General features: G+C 73.2%; 20 protein-coding genes. 10 read left to right on the top strand and 10 right to left on the bottom strand.

The features are described 5' to 3' along the window. Positions 1–14 precede the first annotated feature (14 nt). The 3 genes from IE260_RS08365 to IE260_RS08355 all read left to right on the top strand — a co-directional run bounded on the left by IE260_RS08365 (position 15) and on the right by IE260_RS08355 (position 3109). A complete protein-coding gene (locus tag IE260_RS08365; RefSeq protein WP_189869842.1) occupies positions 15–1169 on the top strand; it encodes a sensor histidine kinase in 1155 nt (384 codons plus the stop codon). A gap of 14 nt (positions 1170–1183) precedes the next feature. Continuing rightward, positions 1184–1846 (top strand): response regulator, encoded by a 663-nt coding sequence (locus tag IE260_RS08360; RefSeq protein ID WP_189869841.1) that lies wholly within the window; start codon positions 1184–1186, stop codon positions 1844–1846. A gap of 108 nt (positions 1847–1954) precedes the next feature. Continuing rightward, positions 1955–3109, top strand: coding sequence for an ROK family transcriptional regulator (locus tag IE260_RS08355; RefSeq protein ID WP_189869840.1), 1155 nt, complete (start codon positions 1955–1957; stop codon positions 3107–3109). Between the two features lie 75 nt (positions 3110–3184). Here the strand turns inward: IE260_RS08355 and IE260_RS08350 are convergent, their stop codons facing one another. After that, positions 3185–3946, bottom strand: coding sequence for a GntR family transcriptional regulator (locus tag IE260_RS08350; RefSeq protein ID WP_189869839.1), 762 nt, complete (start codon positions 3944–3946; stop codon positions 3185–3187). A gap of 316 nt (positions 3947–4262) precedes the next feature. Continuing rightward, positions 4263–5144 (bottom strand): RNA polymerase sigma-70 factor, encoded by an 882-nt coding sequence (locus IE260_RS08345; RefSeq protein WP_189869838.1) that lies wholly within the window; start codon positions 5142–5144, stop codon positions 4263–4265. Between the two features lie 158 nt (positions 5145–5302). On the opposite strand from IE260_RS08345, the gene IE260_RS08340 reads away from it, so the two are divergent. Next, positions 5303–6181 carry an alpha/beta fold hydrolase gene (locus tag IE260_RS08340; RefSeq protein ID WP_189869837.1) on the top strand — a complete coding sequence of 293 codons (879 nt, stop codon included), beginning with the start codon at positions 5303–5305 and terminating at the stop codon, positions 6179–6181. Here the strand turns inward: IE260_RS08340 and IE260_RS08335 are convergent. Together IE260_RS08335 and IE260_RS08330 are read right to left on the bottom strand one after the other, a co-directional pair. Continuing rightward, the gene (locus tag IE260_RS08335; protein ID WP_189869836.1) at positions 6133–7002 is read right to left on the bottom strand and encodes an esterase/lipase family protein; all 870 of its coding nucleotides are present in this window, start codon (positions 7000–7002) and stop codon (positions 6133–6135) included. The genes IE260_RS08340 and IE260_RS08335 overlap by 49 nt on opposite strands. Before the next feature lie 161 nt (positions 7003–7163). Next, the gene (locus IE260_RS08330) at positions 7164–7667 is read right to left on the bottom strand and encodes an SRPBCC family protein (RefSeq protein WP_189870044.1); all 504 of its coding nucleotides are present in this window, start codon (positions 7665–7667) and stop codon (positions 7164–7166) included. 372 nt (positions 7668–8039) lie between these two features. Here IE260_RS08330 and IE260_RS08325 point away from each other — a divergent pair, with 372 nt between their 5' ends. From IE260_RS08325 to IE260_RS08300, 6 genes are all read left to right on the top strand, one after another. Then, positions 8040–8690 carry an HD domain-containing protein gene (locus IE260_RS08325; protein ID WP_189869835.1) on the top strand — a complete coding sequence of 217 codons (651 nt, stop codon included), beginning with the start codon at positions 8040–8042 and terminating at the stop codon, positions 8688–8690. Positions 8691–8737: 47 nt separating this feature from the next. Then, a complete protein-coding gene (locus tag IE260_RS08320) occupies positions 8738–10540 on the top strand; it encodes an NAD(P)/FAD-dependent oxidoreductase (protein ID WP_189869834.1) in 1803 nt (600 codons plus the stop codon). Between the two features lie 223 nt (positions 10541–10763). Continuing rightward, positions 10764–11213, top strand: coding sequence for an RNA polymerase sigma factor (locus IE260_RS08315; RefSeq protein ID WP_229880550.1), 450 nt, complete (start codon positions 10764–10766; stop codon positions 11211–11213). Positions 11214–11309: 96 nt separating this feature from the next. Continuing rightward, positions 11310–11945 carry a hypothetical protein gene (locus tag IE260_RS08310; protein WP_189869832.1) on the top strand — a complete coding sequence of 212 codons (636 nt, stop codon included), beginning with the start codon at positions 11310–11312 and terminating at the stop codon, positions 11943–11945. A 93-nt stretch (positions 11946–12038) separates the two neighbouring features. Then, positions 12039–13625 (top strand): ABC1 kinase family protein, encoded by a 1587-nt coding sequence (locus IE260_RS08305; RefSeq protein WP_189869831.1) that lies wholly within the window; start codon positions 12039–12041, stop codon positions 13623–13625. Positions 13626–13673: 48 nt separating this feature from the next. Next, positions 13674–14555: an SAM-dependent methyltransferase gene (locus IE260_RS08300; protein WP_189869830.1), complete on the top strand. Its 882-nt coding sequence runs from the start codon at positions 13674–13676 to the stop codon at positions 14553–14555. 55 nt (positions 14556–14610) lie between these two features. On the opposite strand, the gene IE260_RS08295 is transcribed toward IE260_RS08300, so the two are convergent. Genes IE260_RS08295 through IE260_RS08270 form a run of 6 tightly spaced genes read right to left on the bottom strand, consistent with a single transcriptional unit; the run spans position 14611 to position 20702 of the window. Beyond that, entirely contained in the window at positions 14611–15849 is a 1239-nt protein-coding gene (locus IE260_RS08295; RefSeq protein WP_189869829.1) for a wax ester/triacylglycerol synthase domain-containing protein, read from the bottom strand. A gap of 52 nt (positions 15850–15901) precedes the next feature. Continuing rightward, positions 15902–17224, bottom strand: a complete 1323-nt coding sequence (locus tag IE260_RS08290) for an NAD(P)/FAD-dependent oxidoreductase (protein WP_189869828.1) — start codon at positions 17222–17224, stop codon at positions 15902–15904. Further along, positions 17221–17805, bottom strand: a complete 585-nt coding sequence (locus IE260_RS08285) for a flavin reductase family protein (RefSeq protein ID WP_229880548.1) — start codon at positions 17803–17805, stop codon at positions 17221–17223. Before IE260_RS08285 ends, IE260_RS08290 begins: the two co-directional genes overlap by 4 nt. Beyond that, positions 17777–18244 (bottom strand): aromatase/cyclase, encoded by a 468-nt coding sequence (locus IE260_RS08280; RefSeq protein ID WP_189869827.1) that lies wholly within the window; start codon positions 18242–18244, stop codon positions 17777–17779. The genes IE260_RS08285 and IE260_RS08280 overlap by 29 nt, the downstream gene beginning before the upstream one ends. A 41-nt stretch (positions 18245–18285) precedes the next feature. Then, positions 18286–19569: an aspartate aminotransferase family protein gene (locus IE260_RS08275; RefSeq protein ID WP_229880579.1), complete on the bottom strand. Its 1284-nt coding sequence runs from the start codon at positions 19567–19569 to the stop codon at positions 18286–18288. 2 nt (positions 19570–19571) lie between these two features. Continuing rightward, positions 19572–20702 carry an SDR family oxidoreductase gene (locus IE260_RS08270; RefSeq protein WP_189869826.1) on the bottom strand — a complete coding sequence of 377 codons (1131 nt, stop codon included), beginning with the start codon at positions 20700–20702 and terminating at the stop codon, positions 19572–19574. Positions 20703–20748 lie beyond the last annotated feature (46 nt).

Genomic DNA, 20748 nt, shown 5'->3' with positions numbered 1-20748 from the left:
GACACGATGACGCAATGGCACGGTTCCTGCGCCCGCTGCTCCGCGGGACGACGTACACACGCTTTCTGCACCTGTGGGTGCCCGACGCGGCCTTCAGCGTGTGGATGTTCGTCCAGCCGGGGATGCCGTGGGTTTTCGCGCTCGTGCTGGTCCCGGTCGGGCTGATCCCGGCCGTGCGCGTGGGCGAGGGTGTGCAGGCGCGGCTGTTGCTGACGCCGGGAGAGGCGGAGCCGGGGATCTCCGTCGAGCCTGCCCGCACCTGGCGGGACCGGCTGCGTACCGTGTTGTGGCTGCAGATACGCCTGGCGCTGGGAGCGGTGGCGGCGATGGCCACGGTCTGGCTGCCGATCCTGGCGTACAGCATGGCCTCGGCCGCGGGGGGCCACATGCCGGAGGATGTGCCCTTCCTGAAGGACCTCCCACCGCACTGGTCGTACGCCCTGCTGGTGCCGGTCCCCCTGGTCGTGCTGTACGGAGTGGTGGTCGGCCTCGGTGAGCTGGCGACCGCGGTGGCGCGCCGGCTGCTGGGCCCGTCCGCGGCCGAACGCCTCGCGGCCCTCGAGGAACGCACCGAACAGCTCCTGGAACGCAACCGCATCGCGCGCGAACTGCACGACTCCATCGGCCACGCGCTGACCGTCGCCGTCGTCCAGGCGGGCGCCGCGCGCGCGGCGGGCAGCCCGGAGTTCACCGACCGTGCCCTGGAGGCGATCGAGGAGACCGGCCGGGCCGCCCTGGAGGACCTGGAGCGGGTGCTCGGTGTCCTGCGGGAGTCGGGGCAGCCGGTGAGCGGCAGGCCGACGCTCGTGGACGCCGACCGGCTGCTGGAGTCCGCCCGCGCCTCGGGGGCGAAGGTGGAGGCCGAGGTGACGGGACCGTTGGACACCCTGCCGGGTCCGGTCTCCCGCGAGGGCTACCGGATCCTGCAGGAGGCGCTGACCAACGTGCTGCGGCACGCGGGCGCGGTGCCGGCTCGGGTGCGCGTCGAGGTGGCGGACGGTGCGCTCACCCTGGAGGTGCGCAATGCGCTGCCGGACGGCAGGGGCGGCAGCGGGCGCGGCAGCGGGCTGCGCGGCATACGCGAGCGTGCCGCGCTGCTGGGCGGGCGGGCGCACACGGGGCCCGACGGCGGTGACTGGCAGGTGCGCGTCGAGTTGCCGATGGGCTGATCTACGCTGGGCGGATGCCGGTCAGAGTGCTCCTCGTCGACGACGAACCCCTCGTACGCGCGGGTCTGCGGGCCGTGTTGGAGGCGCAGCCGGACATCGAGGTGGCCGGGGAGGCGGCCGACGGTGCCGCGGTCATCCCGCTGGTGCGGCAGTTGCGGCCCGACGTCGTGGCCATGGACGTACGGATGCCGCTCCTGGACGGCATCGAGGCCACGCGCGCGCTGCTGCGCACGGTGGCCGATCCGCCGCGGATCCTCGTGGTGACGACGTTCGAGAACGACGAGTACGTGTACGAGGCGCTGCGCGCGGGAGCCGACGGGTTCCTGCTCAAGCGGGCCCGGCCGGCGGAGATCGTGCACGCGGTGCGGCTGATCGCCGAGGGCGAGTCGCTGTTGTTCCCCGCCTCGGTACGGCAGCTCGCCGCCGCGTACGGCGACGGTGGCGGGAACCGGGCGGCGCGTGCCGTGCTGGAGCGGGCCCGGCTGACGGAGCGCGAGGGCGAGGTGCTGCGGCTGATGGCGCGCGGACTGTCGAACGCGGAGATCGCGACCCGGCTGGTCGTGGGCACGGAGACGGTGAAGTCACATGTGAGCGCGGTCCTGGCGAAGCTGGGGGCTCGGGACCGCACCCAGGCGGTGATCGCGGCGTACGAGTCGGGGTTCGTGGCGCCGGGATGATCCGGCGCGGGCCGGTCCGTGCGGGCCTCGCGGGTGCCCGGCGCTCGCCGGGCTGCGGCGGGCCGAGTACGATCCGGCGAACACGCGCACGAGCTGGGAGGACGGACGTTGGGGCGGCTGACCGGCGGGGACCCCTCGCTGCTGCGGAGGATCAATTCCGCGGTGGTGCTGCACGCGCTGCGCTCCACGGACTGCGCGACGCTGACCGAGGTCACCCGGGTGACGGGGCTGTCCCGGCCGACCGTCGAGGGCGTCGTCGAGGGCTTGATCGAGGCCGGTCTCGTCGTCGAGACGGCGGCCGACGAGGGCACGGCCCGGCGTCAGGGGCGGCCCGCGCGGCGGTTCCGGTTCCGGGCGGAGGCGGGGCATCTGCTGGGCCTGGAGATCGGTCCGCACCGCGTGGCCGCGCTCCTCGCCGACCTGGACGGCCGGGTGATCGGGGCCCAGGCGAAGGACGTCGACGAGACCGCTCCGGCGGACGAGCGCCTGGAGCGGCTGCGCACGGCGGTCGCCGAGCTGCTGCGCCGGGCCGGTGTGGCCCGCGGGTCGCTGCGCGCGGTGGGGGCGGCCACGCCGGGGATCGTCGAGGCGGACGGCACGGTCCGGCTGAGCACCGCGCTGCCCGAGTGGACGGGGCTGCGCCTGGGCGAGCGGCTGAGCCGTTCCTTCAAGTGCCCGGTGCTGGTGGAGAACGACGCGAACGCGGCGGCGGTCGCCGAGCACTGGAAGGGCGCCGCGACCGAGTCCGAGGACGTGGTGTTCGTGCTGGCCGGGCTGAGCCCGGGGGCCGGTTCGCTGATCGGCGGGCGGCTGCACCGGGGGTACGGCGGGGCGGCCGGTGAGATCGGCGCGTTGCATCTGCTGGGCCGTGAGGTGACGCCCGAGACGCTGCTGTCCACCACGGACGAGCCGCTGCACCCGCTCGACGAGCAGGCGGTCGCCAAGGTCTTCGCCGAGGCCCGGGAGGGCGACCAGCGGGCGCGTGCGGCCGTCGACCGCTTCATCCAGCGGCTGGTGCACGACGTGGCGGCGCTGGCGCTGGCCCTCGATCCGGAGCTGGTCGTCGTCGGCGGCTGGGCCGCCGGTCTCGACGGCGTACTGGAGCCGCTGCGGCGGGAGTTGGCCCGCTACTGCCTGCGGCCGCCGAAGGTGACCCTGTCGCTCCTCGGTGAGGCCGCCGTGGCGACGGGCGCGCTGCGGCTGGCCCTCGATCACGTGGAGGAGCAGTTGTTCGCGGTGGAGGGTACGACGGCGCGCCGCTGAGCGGCCGGCTGTCGCCGGGGTGGGGCGCGGCGGAGGCCCGCCGCGCCACTGCCTGCGTTCCCGGGCGCGGTCAGGTCAGGAGGCGCGGGTCTCGGGGCCGTGGTGGATCTCGACGTCGCCGGAGTCCCCGAAGGTCAGACGGCAGGTGTCCGCGCGGTAGGTGGCGGCGGAGAGCGCGGCGGTGCGGCCCTCGGCGGTGTAGCGGGTGGTGACCACCAGGACGGGCGCGCCGGGGAGGCGGTCCAGTTCCTTGGCGTCGTCGGCGCGGGCCGAGCCCAGTTCCACGGCGCTCTCCTGGCGCTCCAGCTCCAGGCGCTGCAGCTCGCGCAGCACGGTACGCGCGCGTGCCGCGCCGGACGGCGCGTCGATGGCGGACAGGTCGGGTACGGACGCCGGCGGGATGTACAGCAGCTCCGCCGCGACGGGCTGGCCGTGGGTCACGCGGGAGCGGCGGACGGTGTGCACGGGCTCGTCCCGGCCGGTGCCGAGGGCGTCGGCGACGGCCGCGGGCGGGGTCGCCAGGACGCAGTCGACCGGCTGCCAGGCGTCGCCGGCCGATCCTGGCCAGGCGTGCTGCCGCGTGTCCACGGCCACGCCGACGCGCGGCGGTGCGACGGTCGTACCGACGCCACGACGGCGCTGCAGCCTGCCCTCCAGTTCCAGCTGTTCGAGGGCCTGGCGGAGCGTGGCACGGGCGACACCGAAGCGTGCGGCGAGGTCGCGCTCGTTGGGCAGGATCTCACCCACCGAGAACTCCGAGTCCAGCGCCTCACTGAGCACGGTCCTCAGATGCCAGTACTTCGGTTCCGGCACCGATTCGAGCTGCGTGGTCCCCACCCTGTCCTCCGCAATCGCCGTGGTCCGGCGGCTTTTTAGCGCCCTTGTTTATTAAAGGTTGTTGCAGTTCTCTGCGACCATAGGACGGCCCACACCCTTGGTCAAGACCAATCCTCGATCGCTTGCGCGCGCCGCTGCCGTGGTGCCGGGAAGGGTTCACGGGGTGTTCGCACGGGGCGGTCCGCGCGACACGGGACGCCGTCTTCGCGTCACGCGACGGCGGAGCCCCCGTCACGGGACGGGGGCTCCGGTCGGGGAGGGCCGCTCGCGCGGCCACGGGCCTGTCCGGCGGAACAGGCGCTTCAGGTCAATACACCTAGACGGTCAGGGACCGCAGCTTGTCGGGGTTGCGGACGATGTAGACGGACTGGATCCGCCCGTCGGCGATGTCCACCTGGAAGACGGAGTCGGGCTTGCCCCCGGACAGGGCCAGCAGGGCGGGGCCGCCGTTGACCTCCAGGAAGCGGTAGGTGAGGTCCGCGATGCCCTTGCGCGCGGCGCCGACCAGGAAGCGGGCCACCTTGTCGGCGCTCTCCAGGACGCGCAGCGGGGCCTTGGACTTGCCGCCGCTGTCGCCGACCAGCCGGACGTCCGGGGCGAGCAGGGACATCAGCCCTTCGAGGTCGCCGTCGGCCGCGGCGGCGAGGAACCGCTCGGTGAGGTCGCGGCGCTCGGCGGGGTCGACGTCGTAGCGGGGCCGCCGCTCGTCGACGTGCTTGCGGGCCCGCCCGGCGAGCTGGCGCACGGCCGCCTCGGTGCGGTCGAGCATGGCGGCGATCTCCGCGTAGGGGTAGCCGAACGCCTCCCGGAGGACGAACACCGCGCGCTCCAGCGGTGACAGCGACTCGAGGACGACGAGGACGGCGAGGGAGACCGAGTCGGCGAGCACGGCCCGCTCGGCGGTGTCCGGGACGGCGTCCCCGAAGTCGGTGACGTACGGCTCCGGCAGCCACGGGCCGACGTAGGTCTCGCCGCGCGACTTGATCTGGCGCAGCCGGTCGATGGCGAGGCGGGTGGTGACGCGCACCAGGTAGCCGCGCGGTTCGCGGACGCCGTCCCGGTCGGCGCCGGACCAGCGCAGCCATGCCTCCTGGACCACGTCCTCCGCGTCGGCCAGGCGGCCCAGCATGCGGTAGGCGACTCCCAGGAGGACGGGGCGGTGTTCTTCGAAGACGTCGGTCGCGGTGTCGGTGGTCACCGCTCCATCCCAGCGGACGCGTCCGGCCCTGTCCAGGAGGAATCGCCACGGCCCGGAACCCGGCGGCGGGGAAGGGCGACCGGGGGCTACCGGTCGGTAGCCATTGCTGACAGGCTGTCTACCCAAGCCCGCCACCACGCGTCCCGACAAGGAGCCCCATGTCCGCGACCGTCTCCTTCACGGCCCCCACTCCGCACGGCCCGCAGCGCGTCACCGTCGCCTACGCGCGCGTGGGCACCGGCGAACCGCTGCTCCTGCTGCACGGCATAGGCCACCACCGCCAGGCGTGGGACCCGGTGGTGGACATCCTCGCGACCGAGCGCGACGTGATCGCCGTCGACCTGCCCGGCTGCGGCCGGTCACCGGCGCTGCCGGACGGACTGCCGTACGACCTGACGACGATGAACGCCGTGCTCGGCGCGTTCTGTGCGGAGCTGGGGCTCGACCGGCCGCACGCGGCGGGCAACTCGCTGGGGGGCCTGCTCGCCCTGGAGCTCGGCCGCGAGAACCTGGTCCGGTCGGTCACGGCCCTTTCCCCGGCCGGTTTCTGGACGCCGGCCGAGCGGCGCTACGCGTTCGGCGTCCTGATGGGCATGCGGGCGACGGCCCAGCGTCTGCCGCTGCCCCTGGTCGAGCGCCTGTCCCGCTCGGCGGCCGGCCGCACGGCGCTGACCAGCACGATCTACGCCCGCCCTGGCCGCCGGTCGCCCGAGGCCGTGGTCGCCGAGACGCTGGCGCTCGCGGGCGCCGAGGGCTTCTTCGAGACCCTCCGCTCCGGGCGGAGCGTGCAGTTCACCGACGACGTCCCCGGCATGCCCGTGACCGTCGCCTGGGGCAGCCGGGACCGACTCCTCCTGCCCCGCCAGGGCATACGTGCCAAGCACGCCGTTCCCCGGGCCCGGCTGGTGCGGCTTCCCGGCTGCGGCCACGTCCCCATGAACGACGACCCGGCGCTGGTGGCCCGCGTCGTCCTCGACGGCAGCCGGGCTCAGGAGGCCAGCGCCTTGAGGACCTCGTTGAGCACGGTCGCGTTGTAGGGCATGCTCGCGTGCGGGGTGCGATCGCCGGGGTCGATGTCCTGAAGGACGATGTTGTTGACGTACCGGCCCTCCGTCTCCGCCAGGGCGCACGACGTGTACGGGGTGACCACGTCGTCGTACCGGGTGGCGATGACGGTGTGCCGGACGCCCTCCGTGGTCTCGCCGAGGTCGGCCAGCTCCCGCTGGAAGGGATGGTCGTGCTGGAGCTGCGGCCAGGCCGGGACGACCGCCCCGACCGCGCCCTGCTCCAGCAGTTCCACCGCTCCGGGGATCTGGCGGGCGAGGTTCAGCAGGCCCTGGGCCGTCACGCCGTGGTTGCTGGGCGCGATGCCGACGAAGTTGTGCACCTTCGGGCCTCCGCCCAGCGCGTTGAGGTAGTAGCGCGGCATCATGCCGCCCTGCGAGAAGCCGACGATGTCCACCTGCTGAGCGCCGGTGCGCCGCAGCACCTCGTCGACGAACTCGGCGAGCTGCTGGGCGGACCGCTTGATGTCGCCGAGGCCGAAGATCACGGGGTTGCCGTGCTGACCGTAGTCCAGGCGGAAGACCCGGTGGCCGTGCCGGCGGAGCAGGGGCGTGGCCGAGGTCCAGGTGTAGCCGCGGTTGCCGAAGGTGCCGTGCACGAGCACCACCGGGCGCGGGTGCTCCTCGGTCGGTGCCACGTCCCAGTCGTCCTCACCTGCCGCCACGTCGACGGTGGCGATGACCTGTGCCGCACCGGCCTGGGCGAGTCCGCCCAGGCGGTGCGGCGCCTCGGTGATGTCCGTGGTGACGTCGCCGCTGTTGAAGCCGGGGATGCGGGGGGTCGAAAAGCTCACGTCGCTCTCCCTTTCGTGGGGAATACCGCTGGAGTGCGCTCCGACTTCTCAGTCTCACGTCCAGTGAATTCCGCAACGATCCCTCGATCGGGGGAAAGAATTCCCTCCACCGAGTAAGTAGGGTCCGCGTATTCGAAAAAATCCGACGCGGCGCGGCGGGCTCACCCGGTCAGCCGGGGCGCCAGGCGGGCGGTCGCGGTGCGCAGCAGGCGTACGTACCAGCTCCATGTGACGGGGCGGGCGACCCGGCCCGTCAGCGCCTTCTCCGCACAGTCCATGCTGTGCCCGAACGCCGCGTCGTGCAGGGGCCGGAAGAACAGCACCCAGCCCAGCCAGCAAAAGCCCCGCGGACGCAGCACCAAGGTGTTGGTCAGGGCGGTGCGGCCGTCGTCGAGGCGCTCGACGCTGAACTCGTGGAATCCGTCGAAGCCCCGCGGACCGGTGAACCGGAACCGCACCCACCGACCCGGCTCGTAGTGGCTCACGACGTACCGAATCGGCCCGTGGCCGCCGTTCACGCCGACGGCCAGCGGCCCGTCGAAGCGTACGGGTGGCCAGTCGGGCGGCCAGAGACGGTCGTTCTCCCCACCCAGGGAGTCGATCAGGGCACCGACCGCTTCGGGTGGTGCGGGGAGCAGGCGTCGGTGAACATTGAGCACGGCGATCACGCCTTGCAGACTGCCCGCACATGTCCGCGCGCAAGATCCCCCGTACGGGGTTCGGGAATGCACGCCGGGAGCGTGCTCACGCGGAAGAGCGCCGTGGTGCGTGCTCCAACGCGCCCGTGCCGCGCGGGCATTGGCGAGTGGCCGGTTTCCACCTTCGACACCGGCGCCTGCGTCCTCGCCTCTCGGCATCTCCAACTCCCCTCCACCGCGGGCCCGATGCCTTCCCCGCATTCGCGTTCGACGCCTCGAGGGCGAAGATCGGCCAAGGTGGGCGTGGTGCGCGGCGAGTCGGAGGGGGAAGTGAGATCCGAGCGTAAAGACAGATGAGAGAGACGCAGCCAATACGGCGTTCGGACAAGGGGGTTGGTCATGGCCGCAGGGCCGCAGGTGCCCGAGTACGGTCGTGGCGGGGCGAGTTGGCGTCCCCTCCCACCGGAGGCATGGCCGGAGGCATGGCGGCCGCTGCTCGGCCGGCCGGCCTTGGCGGAACTGCTCGGGCATCCCCTCGCGGGCGCCGCCCTGACGGAGATGTACCGGCTCCTGCCGCCCCGTGTCGCACTCCACTCGTTGCGGACGTTCCTGCTGGCCGACGCCTGTGCGCGGACCCGCGGGACCGCGTACGACCGGGTCGGCCTACTGGCCGCCGCCGCGTTCCACGACACCGGGCTGGTGGGGCGCACGCCGCTCGGGCCCGGTGGGTTCCCCCGGCGTTCGGCCGAACTGCTCGACCGTTTCCTGGCCGGGCACCAGGTGGGCGCCGGACGGCGCAGGACGCTGGCGCGCGCGGTGCGTGAGCACATGCGGCCGTTCCCGGCCCGTGACGCCGGGCCCGAGGCACGGCTGCTGCACTTCGGTGCCTGGCTGGACGTCACCGGACGCGGTGGACGTCAGATCCCGGGTGAGCGGCGCCTGCTGAACGGGCTGGCGCCCACACCCTGGTTCGCCGTCTCCTTCTCCGCCCGGGTGGCGGCCTGCGGGCTGCGCCGGGTGCTGCCGGACTCCTCGGCCACCGCCCGGTGACCGTCGGCCCGGCGACTTGCTCTTCCCGTCGCGAAAGGACCGTTGACATGCAAGAGGACCAGCGTGTTTTCGATGTCGCCATCGTCGGTGGCGGCATCGGCGGGACGATGCTGGGGGCCATTCTCGCGCGCCACGGGGTGCGCGTACTGCTGTTGGAGGGCAGCGGTCACCCCCGGTTCGCCATCGGAGAGTCCACCGTCCCCGAGACCACCTTCGGCCTGAGGGTGCTGGCCCGCCGCTACGACGTCCCGGAGATCGAGCACCTGGCGACCAACGGGGCGTTGCGCCGCCACGTGTCGTCGAACTGCGGGGTCAAGCGGAACTTCAGTTTCGTCTACCACCAGGAGGGTGAGCCGACCCGGCCCGACGAGTGCACGCAGTACCCCACCTGGGGTCCGCCGCTCGGCCCCGACTCGCACTACTTCCGGCAGGACGTCGACGCCTACATGTTCCACGTCGCCGTGTCGTACGGCGTCACCGCCCACACCCACACCATGGTCGACGACGTGAAGTTCGAGGAGGACGGCGCCACCCTCGTCACCCGGGACCGGGGCACCTTCCGGGCGTCGTACGTGGTCGACGCCGGCGGGATGCGGGCCGTGCTGCCCGAGCGTCTGGGACTGCGGCAGGAGCCGCCGTACCGCACGCAGTCACGCACGATCTTCACGCACATGGTGGACGTGCGGCCCTTCGACACCGTCGCACCACCTCGCGAACAGCACCGCATGCCCAGCCCGTTCAGCCAGGGCACGCTGCACCACATGTTCCGGGGCGGATGGTTCTGGGTCATCCCCTTCGACAACCACACGACGAGCACGAGCGAGCTGTGCAGCGTCGGCGTCAACCTGGACCTCGACCTCCACCCCCGCCCGGAGGGTCTGTCGGCGGAGGAGGAGTTCTGGCGGCACGTGAGCCGGTTCCCCAGCGTGGCGCGGCAGTTCGAGCGGGCGCGGGCGGTGCGGCCGTACGTGTCGACCGACCGCACCCAGTTCTCCTCCCAGACGGTGGTCGGCGACCGGTGGTGCCTGCTGCCGCACGCGAGCGACTTCATCGACCCCCTCTTCTCCAGCGGTCTCGCGGTCACCGTGATGGCGCTCAACGCACTGGGTCACCGGCTGATCGAAGCGGTGCGCCAGGACGACTTCGACACCGCCCGGTTCGCGTACCTGGAGCACTGGATCAAGCGCATGTTCCGGTTCTACGACGACCTGGTGTCCTGCAGCTACATCTCCTTCGACGACTTCGAGCTGTGGAACGCCTGGAACCGGGTGTGGACCATCACCACGCTCTACGGCACGAACGCCCAGAACCAGGCCGCCGTGACGTTCGAGAAGACTCACGACCGGTCCTGCTTCGACGCGCTGGAACTGCCGCCGTACCGGGGCCTCCAGGGTGTCGACAACCCCTGGGTGGAGCGGCTGTTCGACCAGTCACGCGACGCCGTACTGGCCTACCGGGCGGGGGAGCTGACGAAGGACCGGACCGTCGAGCGCATCTACGGGCTGCTGCGCGAGAGCGAGTTGTGCCCGTCGGTGTGGGGGACGCTCGACCCCGAGGACCGCTGCCCGGCCGGGGTGTTCACCCTCTGGCCGTTGATGAAGATCCTGCTGTGGGGCAAGTTCCGCTCCCCACAGCACGTGCGGGGCTCCTACTTCACCGGCGGCGCGCGGTTGGTGGGCAGGGAGGCCGTCCAGGCGTACGCCACCGAACTGCGCGCCGGCACCACCCAGGTCCACCAGACCGTACGGGACATGTGGGTCAACTGGAACCGTGACTGGTCCCGTCGGCCCGCTCCCCGCACCCCGGCGGCCCGACCGCTCCTGCCAGGAGACGGACGCACCGGGAAATGACCGCGAAAAATCATTCCTGCTGACCAGCGGAGGCACATATTCCGGTTTGCCGCTCCAGGGCCTCGGGTAGGAAAACCACATGGCCGACAAATAGAAAGTCGGCCTCGTTCTCCCTGCTCAATCGAGAGACAACGGGCTGCAATCCACAATGGTGCGACATTCCACCTGTCAATCGCCCGCTGAATGCTCCTGGGAAGACATCTTCCAGCATCAGGACCGCCTCATGCGGTTGGTTCGACGAAGACTGCCGAGTTTCCAGGACGCCGAGGACTGCGTCCAGGAGACCATGGCTCGCGCAGCCGCCCACGCCGCATTGGACAGGAATCGACTGGGTTCCTTTCTGACGTCCGTGGCGCTTCGCCTCTGCATCGACTTCTACCGTGACATGGAGCGTCGCAGCAGACTGCTGCACCGCGCGGCGCTCGTGGACGCCCCCGGCACGACCGAGGAGGACGTCTGTGACGAGGATTTCGGGAGATGGCTGCTGGGCCAAGTACAACATCTGCGAGGCCGGGAGCAGGAAGTCATACTCGCCCGCGCCAAGGGAATTTCCACTGCGGAATTCGCTCGCATACACAACATCTCCGTGAAAGCGGCCGAAGCCGCCTTCACCAGAGGTCGCGCACGCCTGAAGACGGTGTGCGCAAAAGCCCTGGAAGGCTGCGCACGATAAGCGTCCGCAGAGCGTCCGCGTCCTGCGAGGGTATTCGCCGACGCGACTCCGGCACCGCACCTCCTCCATCGCACAGAAACAGAAAGGATCCCCTTCATGTCCAACAACAAGAACATTCAGGACATCTTCAAGGACCTGGTCGGCAATATGGCCGACAGCGGGAAGGAGGCGTTCGACGACATCCTGAACCGGTCGGACAAGCCGGGCGCGTCGGGTTCCGGCAACCCCCTCGACACCCTGGCCGGACTGCCCGCGAACGCCCTCGGGGCCCTCGCCGGCGCAGTCAACCCCGCGACCGCGCTGGCGGGGGCGGCGAACCCGCTGGCCGCGCTCACGGGCGCCGCGGGCGCCGCGGGCAACCCGCTGGCCGCACTCACGGGCGTCGCCGGAGCGGCCAATCCGCTCGCGGCCGTGGCCGGTGCCGCCAATCCGCTGGCGGCGCTCAGCGGGGCGGGCAACCCGCTGGCCGCGCTGGGCGGGGCCGCCGATCCGCTCGCCGCGGTCGGCGGCGCGGCGGGCGCGCTCGGCGGGCTGGGCCAGCTGGCCGGCGGTCTCGGGCACGCGGCGGGCGGGGTCGGCGACCTGCTCTCGCTCCCGGCCCAGCTCACCCAGCTCCTCCAGATGCTGCCCAAGCTGCTGGATGCGCTGCAGGGTCTGCAGAACCTGACCAATCTGCCGGCCCAGCTCGCCCAGCAGGCGCAGGGCGGGGGCAAGCCCGCGTCTGCGGGCTGAACGCCCCTGCCGCCGTCCCGCCCGGCCGGCTGCGGAGAGCACGCCGACCGTCGTTTAAGCACCCGGATCCCGATCTGAGGAGGATCGCACACGATGGCGTCTGTCGTCGGCGACCGGCTGCGTCTCGTGGTCAAGGTCCTGGGAAGTCTCGTCGTCGACGAGGTCGGTCAGGCGACGCGGCTGCGCAGACGGGCGAGACAGGACGGCCGGCCCCCGGCGGAGGCGGGCGACGCCCCCGCCGGGGCACCGGCCGAGCCCGGGGCCGGTGCCGCCGGGGCCGAGCAGCGGCGTGCCAAGGCGGTGCGGCAGGCACTGGAGAGCCTCGGCCCGTTCTACGTGAAGCTCGGCCAGATCCTGTCCACCCGGCCCGACATGGTGCCGCAGTCGATCCGGGACGAACTGCAGAACCTGCACGACCAGGTCGACATCCAGCCGTTCTCGGTGTTCGAACCCGTGCTGGCGCGGGATCTCGGGCCGGACTGGAAGCTGCGCTTCGACGACGTCCACACCGTCGCCCCGCTCGGGGCGGCGTCCCTCGCCCAGGTCTACCGGGTGACGCTGCCCGGCGGACGCCCGGCCGTGGTGAAGATCCAGCGGCCCGGCATCCGCGAGGGCGTGCTCGCCGACATGGCCCTGATGCGCCGGGCCTCCAGGATCGTGGCCCGGGTCGCGCCCCGGTTCAACGAGGTCATCGACATCGAGGCGATGCTGGGCTCCGTCTTCGACGCGATGGAACCGGAGCTGGACTTCACCGGCGAGGCCCACAACATGGACGAGGCCCGCGAGCACATCCGGCCCTTCCGCTCCCTGGAGGTGCCACGGGTGCTGCACGCCGGTCCGCGCGTCCTCGTCCAGTCACTGGCCGCCGGGACGTCGGTGCGGCACATCGAGCGGGGCCACTTCACCGACAGTGAGCGCATCGAGATCGGCAAGGACCTGCTGCGCTTCATGTACCACGGCTACTTCGTGCACCGCTTCTTCCACGCCGACCCGCACGCGGGCAACGTCTTCGCCGCTCCCGGAGCCCCCGCCACGGTGATCGACTGGGGCATGGTCGGACGCCTGGACCGCCGTACCAGCCTGCAGCTCCTGCCGCTGTTCATGACTCTGGCGCAGAACGACGGGGCGGGGCTCGCGCAGCACTGGGCGGAGATGGGCCGCATGACGCCGTGGTCCAACATGCCCGCGTTCACGGCCGACATGGCCGCCTTCGTGCCCAAGGTCTCCCATCTGTCGCTGGAGGACCTGAACTTCGGCGTCTCGCTCACCACCGTGCTGGCCAAGGCGACCAAGCGCGGCATCGGCTCGCCACCGGCCGTGTCGCTGCTCGGCAAGTCCTTCGCCAACCTCGACGGCTCGGTGCGCTGCCTGGCCCCCGAGATCACGCTGCCGGAGGTGTTCCAGGGCGAGGTGCCGAAGATCCTCTTCGCACTGGGCCGCGAGTTCCTCGGCCGCAACCAGTTCGCCCGCAACACCATGGAAGCCATGCTCGCGGCCGTCACCAGCCCCGAGCAGGTCCGCGGGGTCCTCGCCGACATCGCCAACCGCCAGTTCGCGCTGAACATCCACGAGCCGCGCACCACCGCCGCGATGGGCGGCCAGCGTCCCACCCGCCCCTCCGGCGGCCTGCTGGCCCTCGGGGCGCTGGCCGTCCTGCTGAGCCGCCGCCGCTCCCGCTGACCGGACCCGCGTCCGACGCTCGCTCACCACCGACACGAAAGGTCTCCCATGCCGGACACCGCACGGTCCCACACCCCGCCGCCCGCGCCGGGCGGCCCGCTGCCGGACGGTCTGTCCCGGGTCGCGCTCTGGACGGCGGCCGCGCACGCCGCCGAGCACGGCCGGCCGACGCCGTACGTCCGCGATCCCTGGGCCGCCGACTTCTTGCACGCGGCCGGGTTCGCCGGCGGCCCCCCGGGGGACGGTCCGCTCCAGCGGCTGCTGCCCGACTGGGCCGTGGTGCGCACCCGCTTCTACGACGAGCACCTCCTGGCCTCGGTCCGTTCGGGCTGCCGCCAGGTGGTGCTGCTCGGCGCCGGCCTCGACACGCGGGCCTTCCGGCTCGACTGGCCCACCGGGGTGCACGTCTTCGAGGTCGATGACCCGGCCCTGCTGTCCTTCAAGGAGTACGTGCTCGACGGGGCACCGCCGTCCTGCGGGCGGCGCACCACCGTCGGCGCGGACCCGACGGGGTCCTGGGGCGAGGACCTGCTCGCCGCGGGACTCGATCCCCGCCGCCCCACCGCGTGGCTGTGCGAGACGCTGCTCTACCACCTCCAGCCGCAGGCGGTGGAGTCCGTCGTCGGCACGGCCACCGGGCTCTCCGCGCCCGGCAGCACCCTCGGTGCCGAGTGCGTGAACGCCGACGCCGCCTCGTCGTCGTTCGTGGCACCCTTCCTCGACGCCCTGGCCACCACCGGGATCGCCTGGCACTGGCAGCTCACCGACCCGGAGCGCTGGTGGGCGGAGCGCGGCTGGGACGCGCGGGCGGCCGACCTGTTCACGCTGCCGTACGTGATCCAGCGTCTGGCGCCCTATCTGCCGCTGCTGGGCGAGGCCGCCGCCAAGTGCGTGTTCCTGACGACCGGGACGCTGAACCCGCCGCGCTGACCCCGCGGCGAAGGCCCCGGGCGCGACACGCGCCCGGGGCCCCGACCGGTGACGCCTACGACCGCTCCAGCTCCAGCAGCCCCGCCAGCCAAAGGTCCGGCAGCTCGTCGGCGGTCGACAGGGCCTCGTCGTACATGAGGGCCAGACAGGCCGTGTCGTGCTGGCTGGTCAGCGTGGTCACGCAGCGGATACCGGCCCCGAGGCCGGAGTAGACGACGGCCCGCCGGGCGGTGCTGCCCTGGTGGACGAGGGCCGCGCCGAAGTTCACGCTGCTCGCCGGACCGGCCACGGTCCGGCCGTGCACCATCCGGGTTCCCACCCGGGCGCCGACGGTCCGCGGGCCGGCCGTCAGCAGCAGGCGCAGGGCGTCGCGCTGACGGCTCGTCCGCAGCACGGTGGTGCGCTCCTTGATCCTTTCCAGGGCGTGGTGCGGTGACGGGGCGTCGCAGGGCAGCAGGACGCGTGCGACGACGATGCGGTTGCCCGGTGCGCACTCCTCGCCCGGGCCGCGCACCGACATCGGGACGGCCACCGGCAGCGGTGGATGCGGGGAACCGGTGTTCTTCGCGTGCCAGGTGCCCGTCGCGTGGGCGAGCGCGGCGAGGAAGACGTCGTTCACCGTGGCACCGTGCGCGCGGCCGACGGCGCGGACCCGGGCGAGCGGGACGACCGCCTGGCACATCCCGGTCCGTCCGCTGCCCGGCAGGTCGAAGGCAGGTTTCGCGCTCGGGCGCAGCGACGCCGCCACGTCGCCGAGGGCACCGGCGAGCCCCCTGGCGGTGGGCCAGGCGCGGCGGTGCGGCGCCGGACCGCCCCGGGGGTCGTCGTCGAGGAGGGCCCGTGCGGTGTGGGCGGCGCCCACACCGTCCTGGAAGGTGTGGTCGGTGCGGTAGCACAGGCTGTGGCCGCCGGTGGGTCCGTGCACCAGCCACACGTCCCACGGCGGCCGGTCGTCCCCGCCCATGGGTCGGGACAGCATCAGCCGTCCGGCGCCCGAGCCGTCGTCGTCCCCGGGCAGCCATGCCTCGTGCACGTGGTGCTCCACGGCGATCCGGTCGACGCGGGAGAACGCCGTGCGGTCCCGTGCGATGCGGTAGCGCAGCGCAGGGATCCGGTGGGCGCGTTCGGCGACCCTGGCACGCACGGCGTCCAGGGCGGGGGCACGCCCCGAGAAGCCGAACACGAGGCCGGTGGGCAGCGGTCTGCCACCCATGGCCAGGTGGTAGGCGACGTCCGCGGTGCCCATGGGCAGGGACGCCGGCAGACCGCCGTCGGTACCGGGGTGGGGTCGCATCAGGAACCTCTCTGTCGGGGGTGGGGAAGGTGCCGCGGGACCGTGGCGGCCGTCAGCACCGGCGCCGTGCGGCGCGGCCCAGCGTGCCCACGTACGCGCGCAGCAGGGCCCGGCCGGGTCCGCGCACGGGCAGCAGCGGTGCCCTGGACCTGTGCCAGGGCAGGGGGTCGCCGGGGCCGGGCTCGCCGAGCAGGGCCCCGGCCACGTGGGCGCCGTGGGCCGCGGAGAGGGCGAGGCCGTGTCCGCAGCAGCCGCCGATGTACCAGACGTCGGGGAAGCCCTGGACCGGCCCGACCACCGGCAGGTCGTCGCCGGTCATGCCGATCCGCCCGGACCAGCGGTGGGTGACCCGTACCCGGGCGAGTCCGGGGTGCAGCGACCGCAGCCACCGCTCCAGCCAGCCCCACGCGCGTTCGCGGAGGGCCTGGAGCCGGGGCGGGCCGAGTCCGGTCGGCACCGTGGCGGTGCCGCCGCCGGCCACCACTCCCCCGTCCGGCAGCAGCCGGAAGTACGGCGCCATCGGCACGGCGTCGACCACGGCGTGTCCGGCGCGGCCGCCCAGCGCCTCGTACGCCGGGGCGCCGAGCGGTGCGGTGGCGAGGGCGTACACCTCCAGTGGGAGAACCGTGCCGACCGGCAGTCCGACCGCCTGCGCGGCGGAGTTGACGGCGAGCACGGCCTGTCCGGCGTAGAGGCGGCCGTGCGGGAAGACCAGCTCGGGTCCCACGAGGTCGCCGGGGCGTACCGCCAGCAGCGGGCTCTCGCCGTAGAACCGGACGCCCTTGGCGGCGCAGGCGCGGGCGAGGGCGCCGGTCAGGGCGGCGGGGTCGAGGGTGGCGGCGGGGCGGTACAGCAGCCCGGCGGTGTAGGGGACGCCGACCCGGTCGCGGACGCCGGCCGCGGTAAGGACGGGGACGTCGAGGCCCAGCTCGCGGTGGGCGCGGGCCTGGCGGGCCAGTGCCACCAGGCCCGCGGGCGAGCGCGTGGCCATGAGCTGCTCGCCGGCCCGCAGCCCGCACGGCACGTCGAGCCGCGTGCACAGGTCGAGGACGTCCTCGACCGCCCGCACACTGGCCAGGTGCATCCGGCGGGCGGCCTGCGGGCCGAAGCGGCGCACCGCGCGGTCGACGGCCGGTCCGGCCCGGGGCCCCAGCAGGCCGGTGCCCCGGCCGCTGGCCCCGGCGGCCGGACGCTGGGCGTCGACCACGGCGATGTCGAGCCCCGGAGCGCGCTCCGCCAGGTGGTAGGCGCAGGCCAGGCCGGCCAGACCGGCCCCGACGACGGCCACGTCCGCGGTGACCACGCCGTGCAGCTGGGGCTGCGGCGGCAGTTCCGCCGGATCCCAGTACGGCGTTCCGGCCGGCGGCCTGGTCATCCGGCGGCGTCCGGGACCGGCTCGGACAGGGACCCGAACCGGCGGTCGTGCCACAGCAGCGGACGTCCGCCGCCCACGTGCACGGCGGCGACCCGGCCGACCACGAGGTGGTGGTCGCCGTAGCGGCGCACGTCCTCCGTCAGGCACACGGACCAGGCGAGGGCCCCGGCGAGCACCGGCACGCCGAGCACGTGCCGGGTGCCGGTGCCGGCGAACCGCTCGGCGGCGGTGGTCGTCGGGGACGCGAACCGGGCGGCCAGGTCCTGCTGTTCCTCGCGCAGCAGATGGACGGCGAAGGCCCGGTGGGCGCGCACGGCGGCCAGGGTGCGGGAGCCGTCGCGCAGGCAGGCCAGCAGCAGGGGCGGGCGCGCGGACAGCGAGGTGACCGCGGAGACCGTCATGCCGAGGGGGCCGTCCTCGCCCCGCGCCGTCACGACGGTCACTCCCGCGGCCAGTTTGGCGTACAGGCCGAGGCAGCGGGCGGCGCCCGGACCGGGTTCCTCGCGCAGCGGATCGGCGGCCGGCGGGGGCGGTGCCCCGGCGGCCGTCCGGTCAGCCACGAGCCGCAGCCGCGCACTCATCGATCACCTCCGCGCCGACCAGGCCCTTCAGGATGCGGGCGATGTTGGTCCGTACGGTGGACTCGGCCACCGGGTCGAGGATCTCCGCCAGGGTCGGGATGCCAAGATCGAAGGAGGCGGTGAAGACGACGAGCGTGCCTGCGTCCCGCGCCTCGCAGCGCCAGCTTCCCTCGAAGGTCTGGAAGTCGCCGCTGAGCTGCTCGAACGTGAGGCTGTGGGTCTCGGGTGCGTACGTGTCGCGCTCCCGCCAGCGCATCAGGCCGCCCCGGAACTCCACGGTCCAGTCCGAGACCGTGGAGCCGTCGGGCTGCGGCGGCTCGACGCGGACCTCGCGGAACGTGTCGCTGTACTCGGGATAGCGGCCGAAGTCGCTGATGCGTCGGTAGACCTCGGCCGGTGCCAGTCCGTCGGCGATTGCGTGCAGAGCCACGTGGCGCATGGGGTTGTCGGTTCCTTCCCGGTCTGTTTCCGGACGGTGGGTCACCCGGCCACTCGGGCGGCCGTGCTGCGCAGGGCCTCGGCGAGGGTGGTGAGGAACAGGTCGAGAGCGGCGTCCTCGACGACGGCGGGCGGGGTCAGCCGCAGCACGCGGGTGGAGTTGAGGGAGTGGTTGACGAGCACCCCGCGGGCGATCATCTCCAGCAGGAGTTCACCGACCGCCTGTTCCCGGGCGAACTCGATGCCGATCAGCAGGCCCCGGCCGCGCACCTCGCGGACCAGGCCGCCCTCGTAGGGCGCGCACACCGCCCGGACCCCGGCGAGGATGCGCCCGCCGAGCGCCGCCGCCCGGGCCACCGTGTCCTCGCTCTCCATCACCCGTACGGTGGCGAGGGCGGCGGCGCAGGCGATCGGGGACGCGCCGAAGGTGGAGGTGTGCAGGTACGGGTCGCGGCTGAAGGGGGCGTACGCCTGAGCGGTGGCGGTCATCGCGGCGACGGGCACCACGCCGCCGCTGAGCCCCTTGCCGGTCAGCAGGATGTCCGGGCGCACGTCCTCGGCGTCGACGCCCCACCAGGTGCCCAGGCGGCCCATGCCGGTCTGGATCTCGTCGACGACGAGCAGGGCGCCGTACGCGCGGCAGAGTGCGGCGACCTGGCCGAGGTAGCCGGGACGCGGGATCCGGACGCCGCCCTCGCCCTGTACGGGCTCCACGACGACACAGGCCCGGTCGCAGCGGGCGGCCAGCGCCTGTTCCAGATCGGCGGGGTCGTCGTACTCGACCTGGACGACGTCCGGGAGCAGTGGCTCGAACGGCGTCTGGTAGGTGGCGTTGGCAGTGACGCTGAGGGCGCCGAGCGTCTTGCCGTGGAAGCCCTTGCGGGTGGTGATCAGGCAGTTGCGTCCGTGCGCGCGGGCCAGCTTGAGGGCGGCTTCGGTCGCCTCGGCACCGGAGTTGACGAAGTGGACGTAGTCGAGGCCGGGCGGGGTGTGCGCGGCGAGGGCTTCGGCGGCGCGAGCCGCGACGGGTTCGAGGAAGACGCGGCTGGCCAGCGGGTGGGTGTCGATCTGGCGGTGCACCGCCTCGACGACGGCCGGGTGGCGGTGGCCCAGGATGAAGACGCCGTAGCCGCCGAAGTCCAGGAAGCGGCGGCCGTCGTCGGCGTGGATCCAGGCGCCCTCGGAGCGCACTTCGGCCATGCCGCCCATGACCCGGCCCATCACGGCCCGGCCGGAGCCGATGTGCCTGAGGTAGAGGTCGACGACGTCGGTGCCGGCGGTCGCCCGCGCGGGCTGGGCCTCGGTCCGGGCGGGAGGGGGTGACAGGGTCACGACGCCACCTCCGTGGCGGTCGCGGCGGCGGCGTGCATACGGTGCCGGCTCAGCAGTCCCGGCCTTTCCTCGGCCCAGCTCTCCAGGTTGCGCATGAGCGCGGCACGGATCTCGGCGTGGGTCGGGCGGGTGCCGCAGTGGGGGGCGCCGAGGGAGGAGTCGAGGGGCAGTTCGCGCTGGAAGACCAGCAGCAGTTCCGCGTAGTGCTCGAAACGCCGGCGCACCGAGCCGGGCAGCGAGGTGCCCTCCAGCATCGGCAGCAGCAGCCGGTGCACCGCCTCGACGGGGATGAGCCGGGGGCGCGGCGGGCGGGGCAGGCCACGGCGGACGGCGAACTCCGCGCAGGTGTCGGCGATCTCGCTCAGCGCGACGGCCTCCTTGCCGGCCGTGAGCCAGTACTCCCCGCTGCCCACGCCCCCGCGGATCAGGTCGCCGATGGCTCGGCTGACGTAGTCCTGCGGGACCATGTCGACCCGGGCCTCGGGGGCACCGGGCAGGACCGGCACCTGGCCCAGGACCATCGAGCCGATCGTCTTGGTCAGGCCCTGCTGTCCGGCGATCCGCCCGGAGACGGAGTCGCCCATCACGACCGAGGGGCGCACGACGGCGCCGGGCAGGCCCGCTTCGCGCAGCATCCGCTCGGCCCGGATCTTGGAGTTGAGGTAGGCGGCGGCGCCGGGGAAGCGCTCCTCGTCCTCGTCGGTCGGCGTGTTCGCGACGAACGCGGTGCTCACCAGGTACAGGGGGGCGTCGGCGCGGGCGGCCAGGTCGAGCATGGTGTCGGTGCCGAGGACGTTGGTCCGCAGGATCTCCTCGGGCGGGGTGCGCCAGTTGGTCTGGGCGGCGGAGTGCAGTACGACGTCGACCCGGAGAGCGAGCTCGTACCACTCCTGGCGGCTCAGTCCGAGGCGCGGGGCGAGGAGGTCGCCCTCGATCTCGGCCACCCGTGGATCGTCCAGCGGCCTGGAGCGGCGCAGGCACAGCAGGTCGAAGTCGGGTGCCAGTTCGTCGATCAGGGCCCGACCGAGCACTCCGGAACCGCCGGAGAGCAGCAGGGTGGGACGGTCCTGGCGCGGGACGGTCAGCGGTGTGGGCAGGACGGTGGGACGTGGGACGTTTCGCGTCATGGCTGGCTCTCCCCAGCTGGTCTCGGCTGCCGTGAAGGGTGGGGGG

It is taken from the genome of Streptomyces viridiviolaceus (genome assembly GCF_014650995.1).
Lineage (GTDB): Bacteria > Actinomycetota > Actinomycetes > Streptomycetales > Streptomycetaceae > Streptomyces > Streptomyces viridiviolaceus.
The sequence above is the reverse complement of the archived record's forward strand: the minus strand, read 5'-3'. Positions and strand labels throughout refer to the sequence as shown.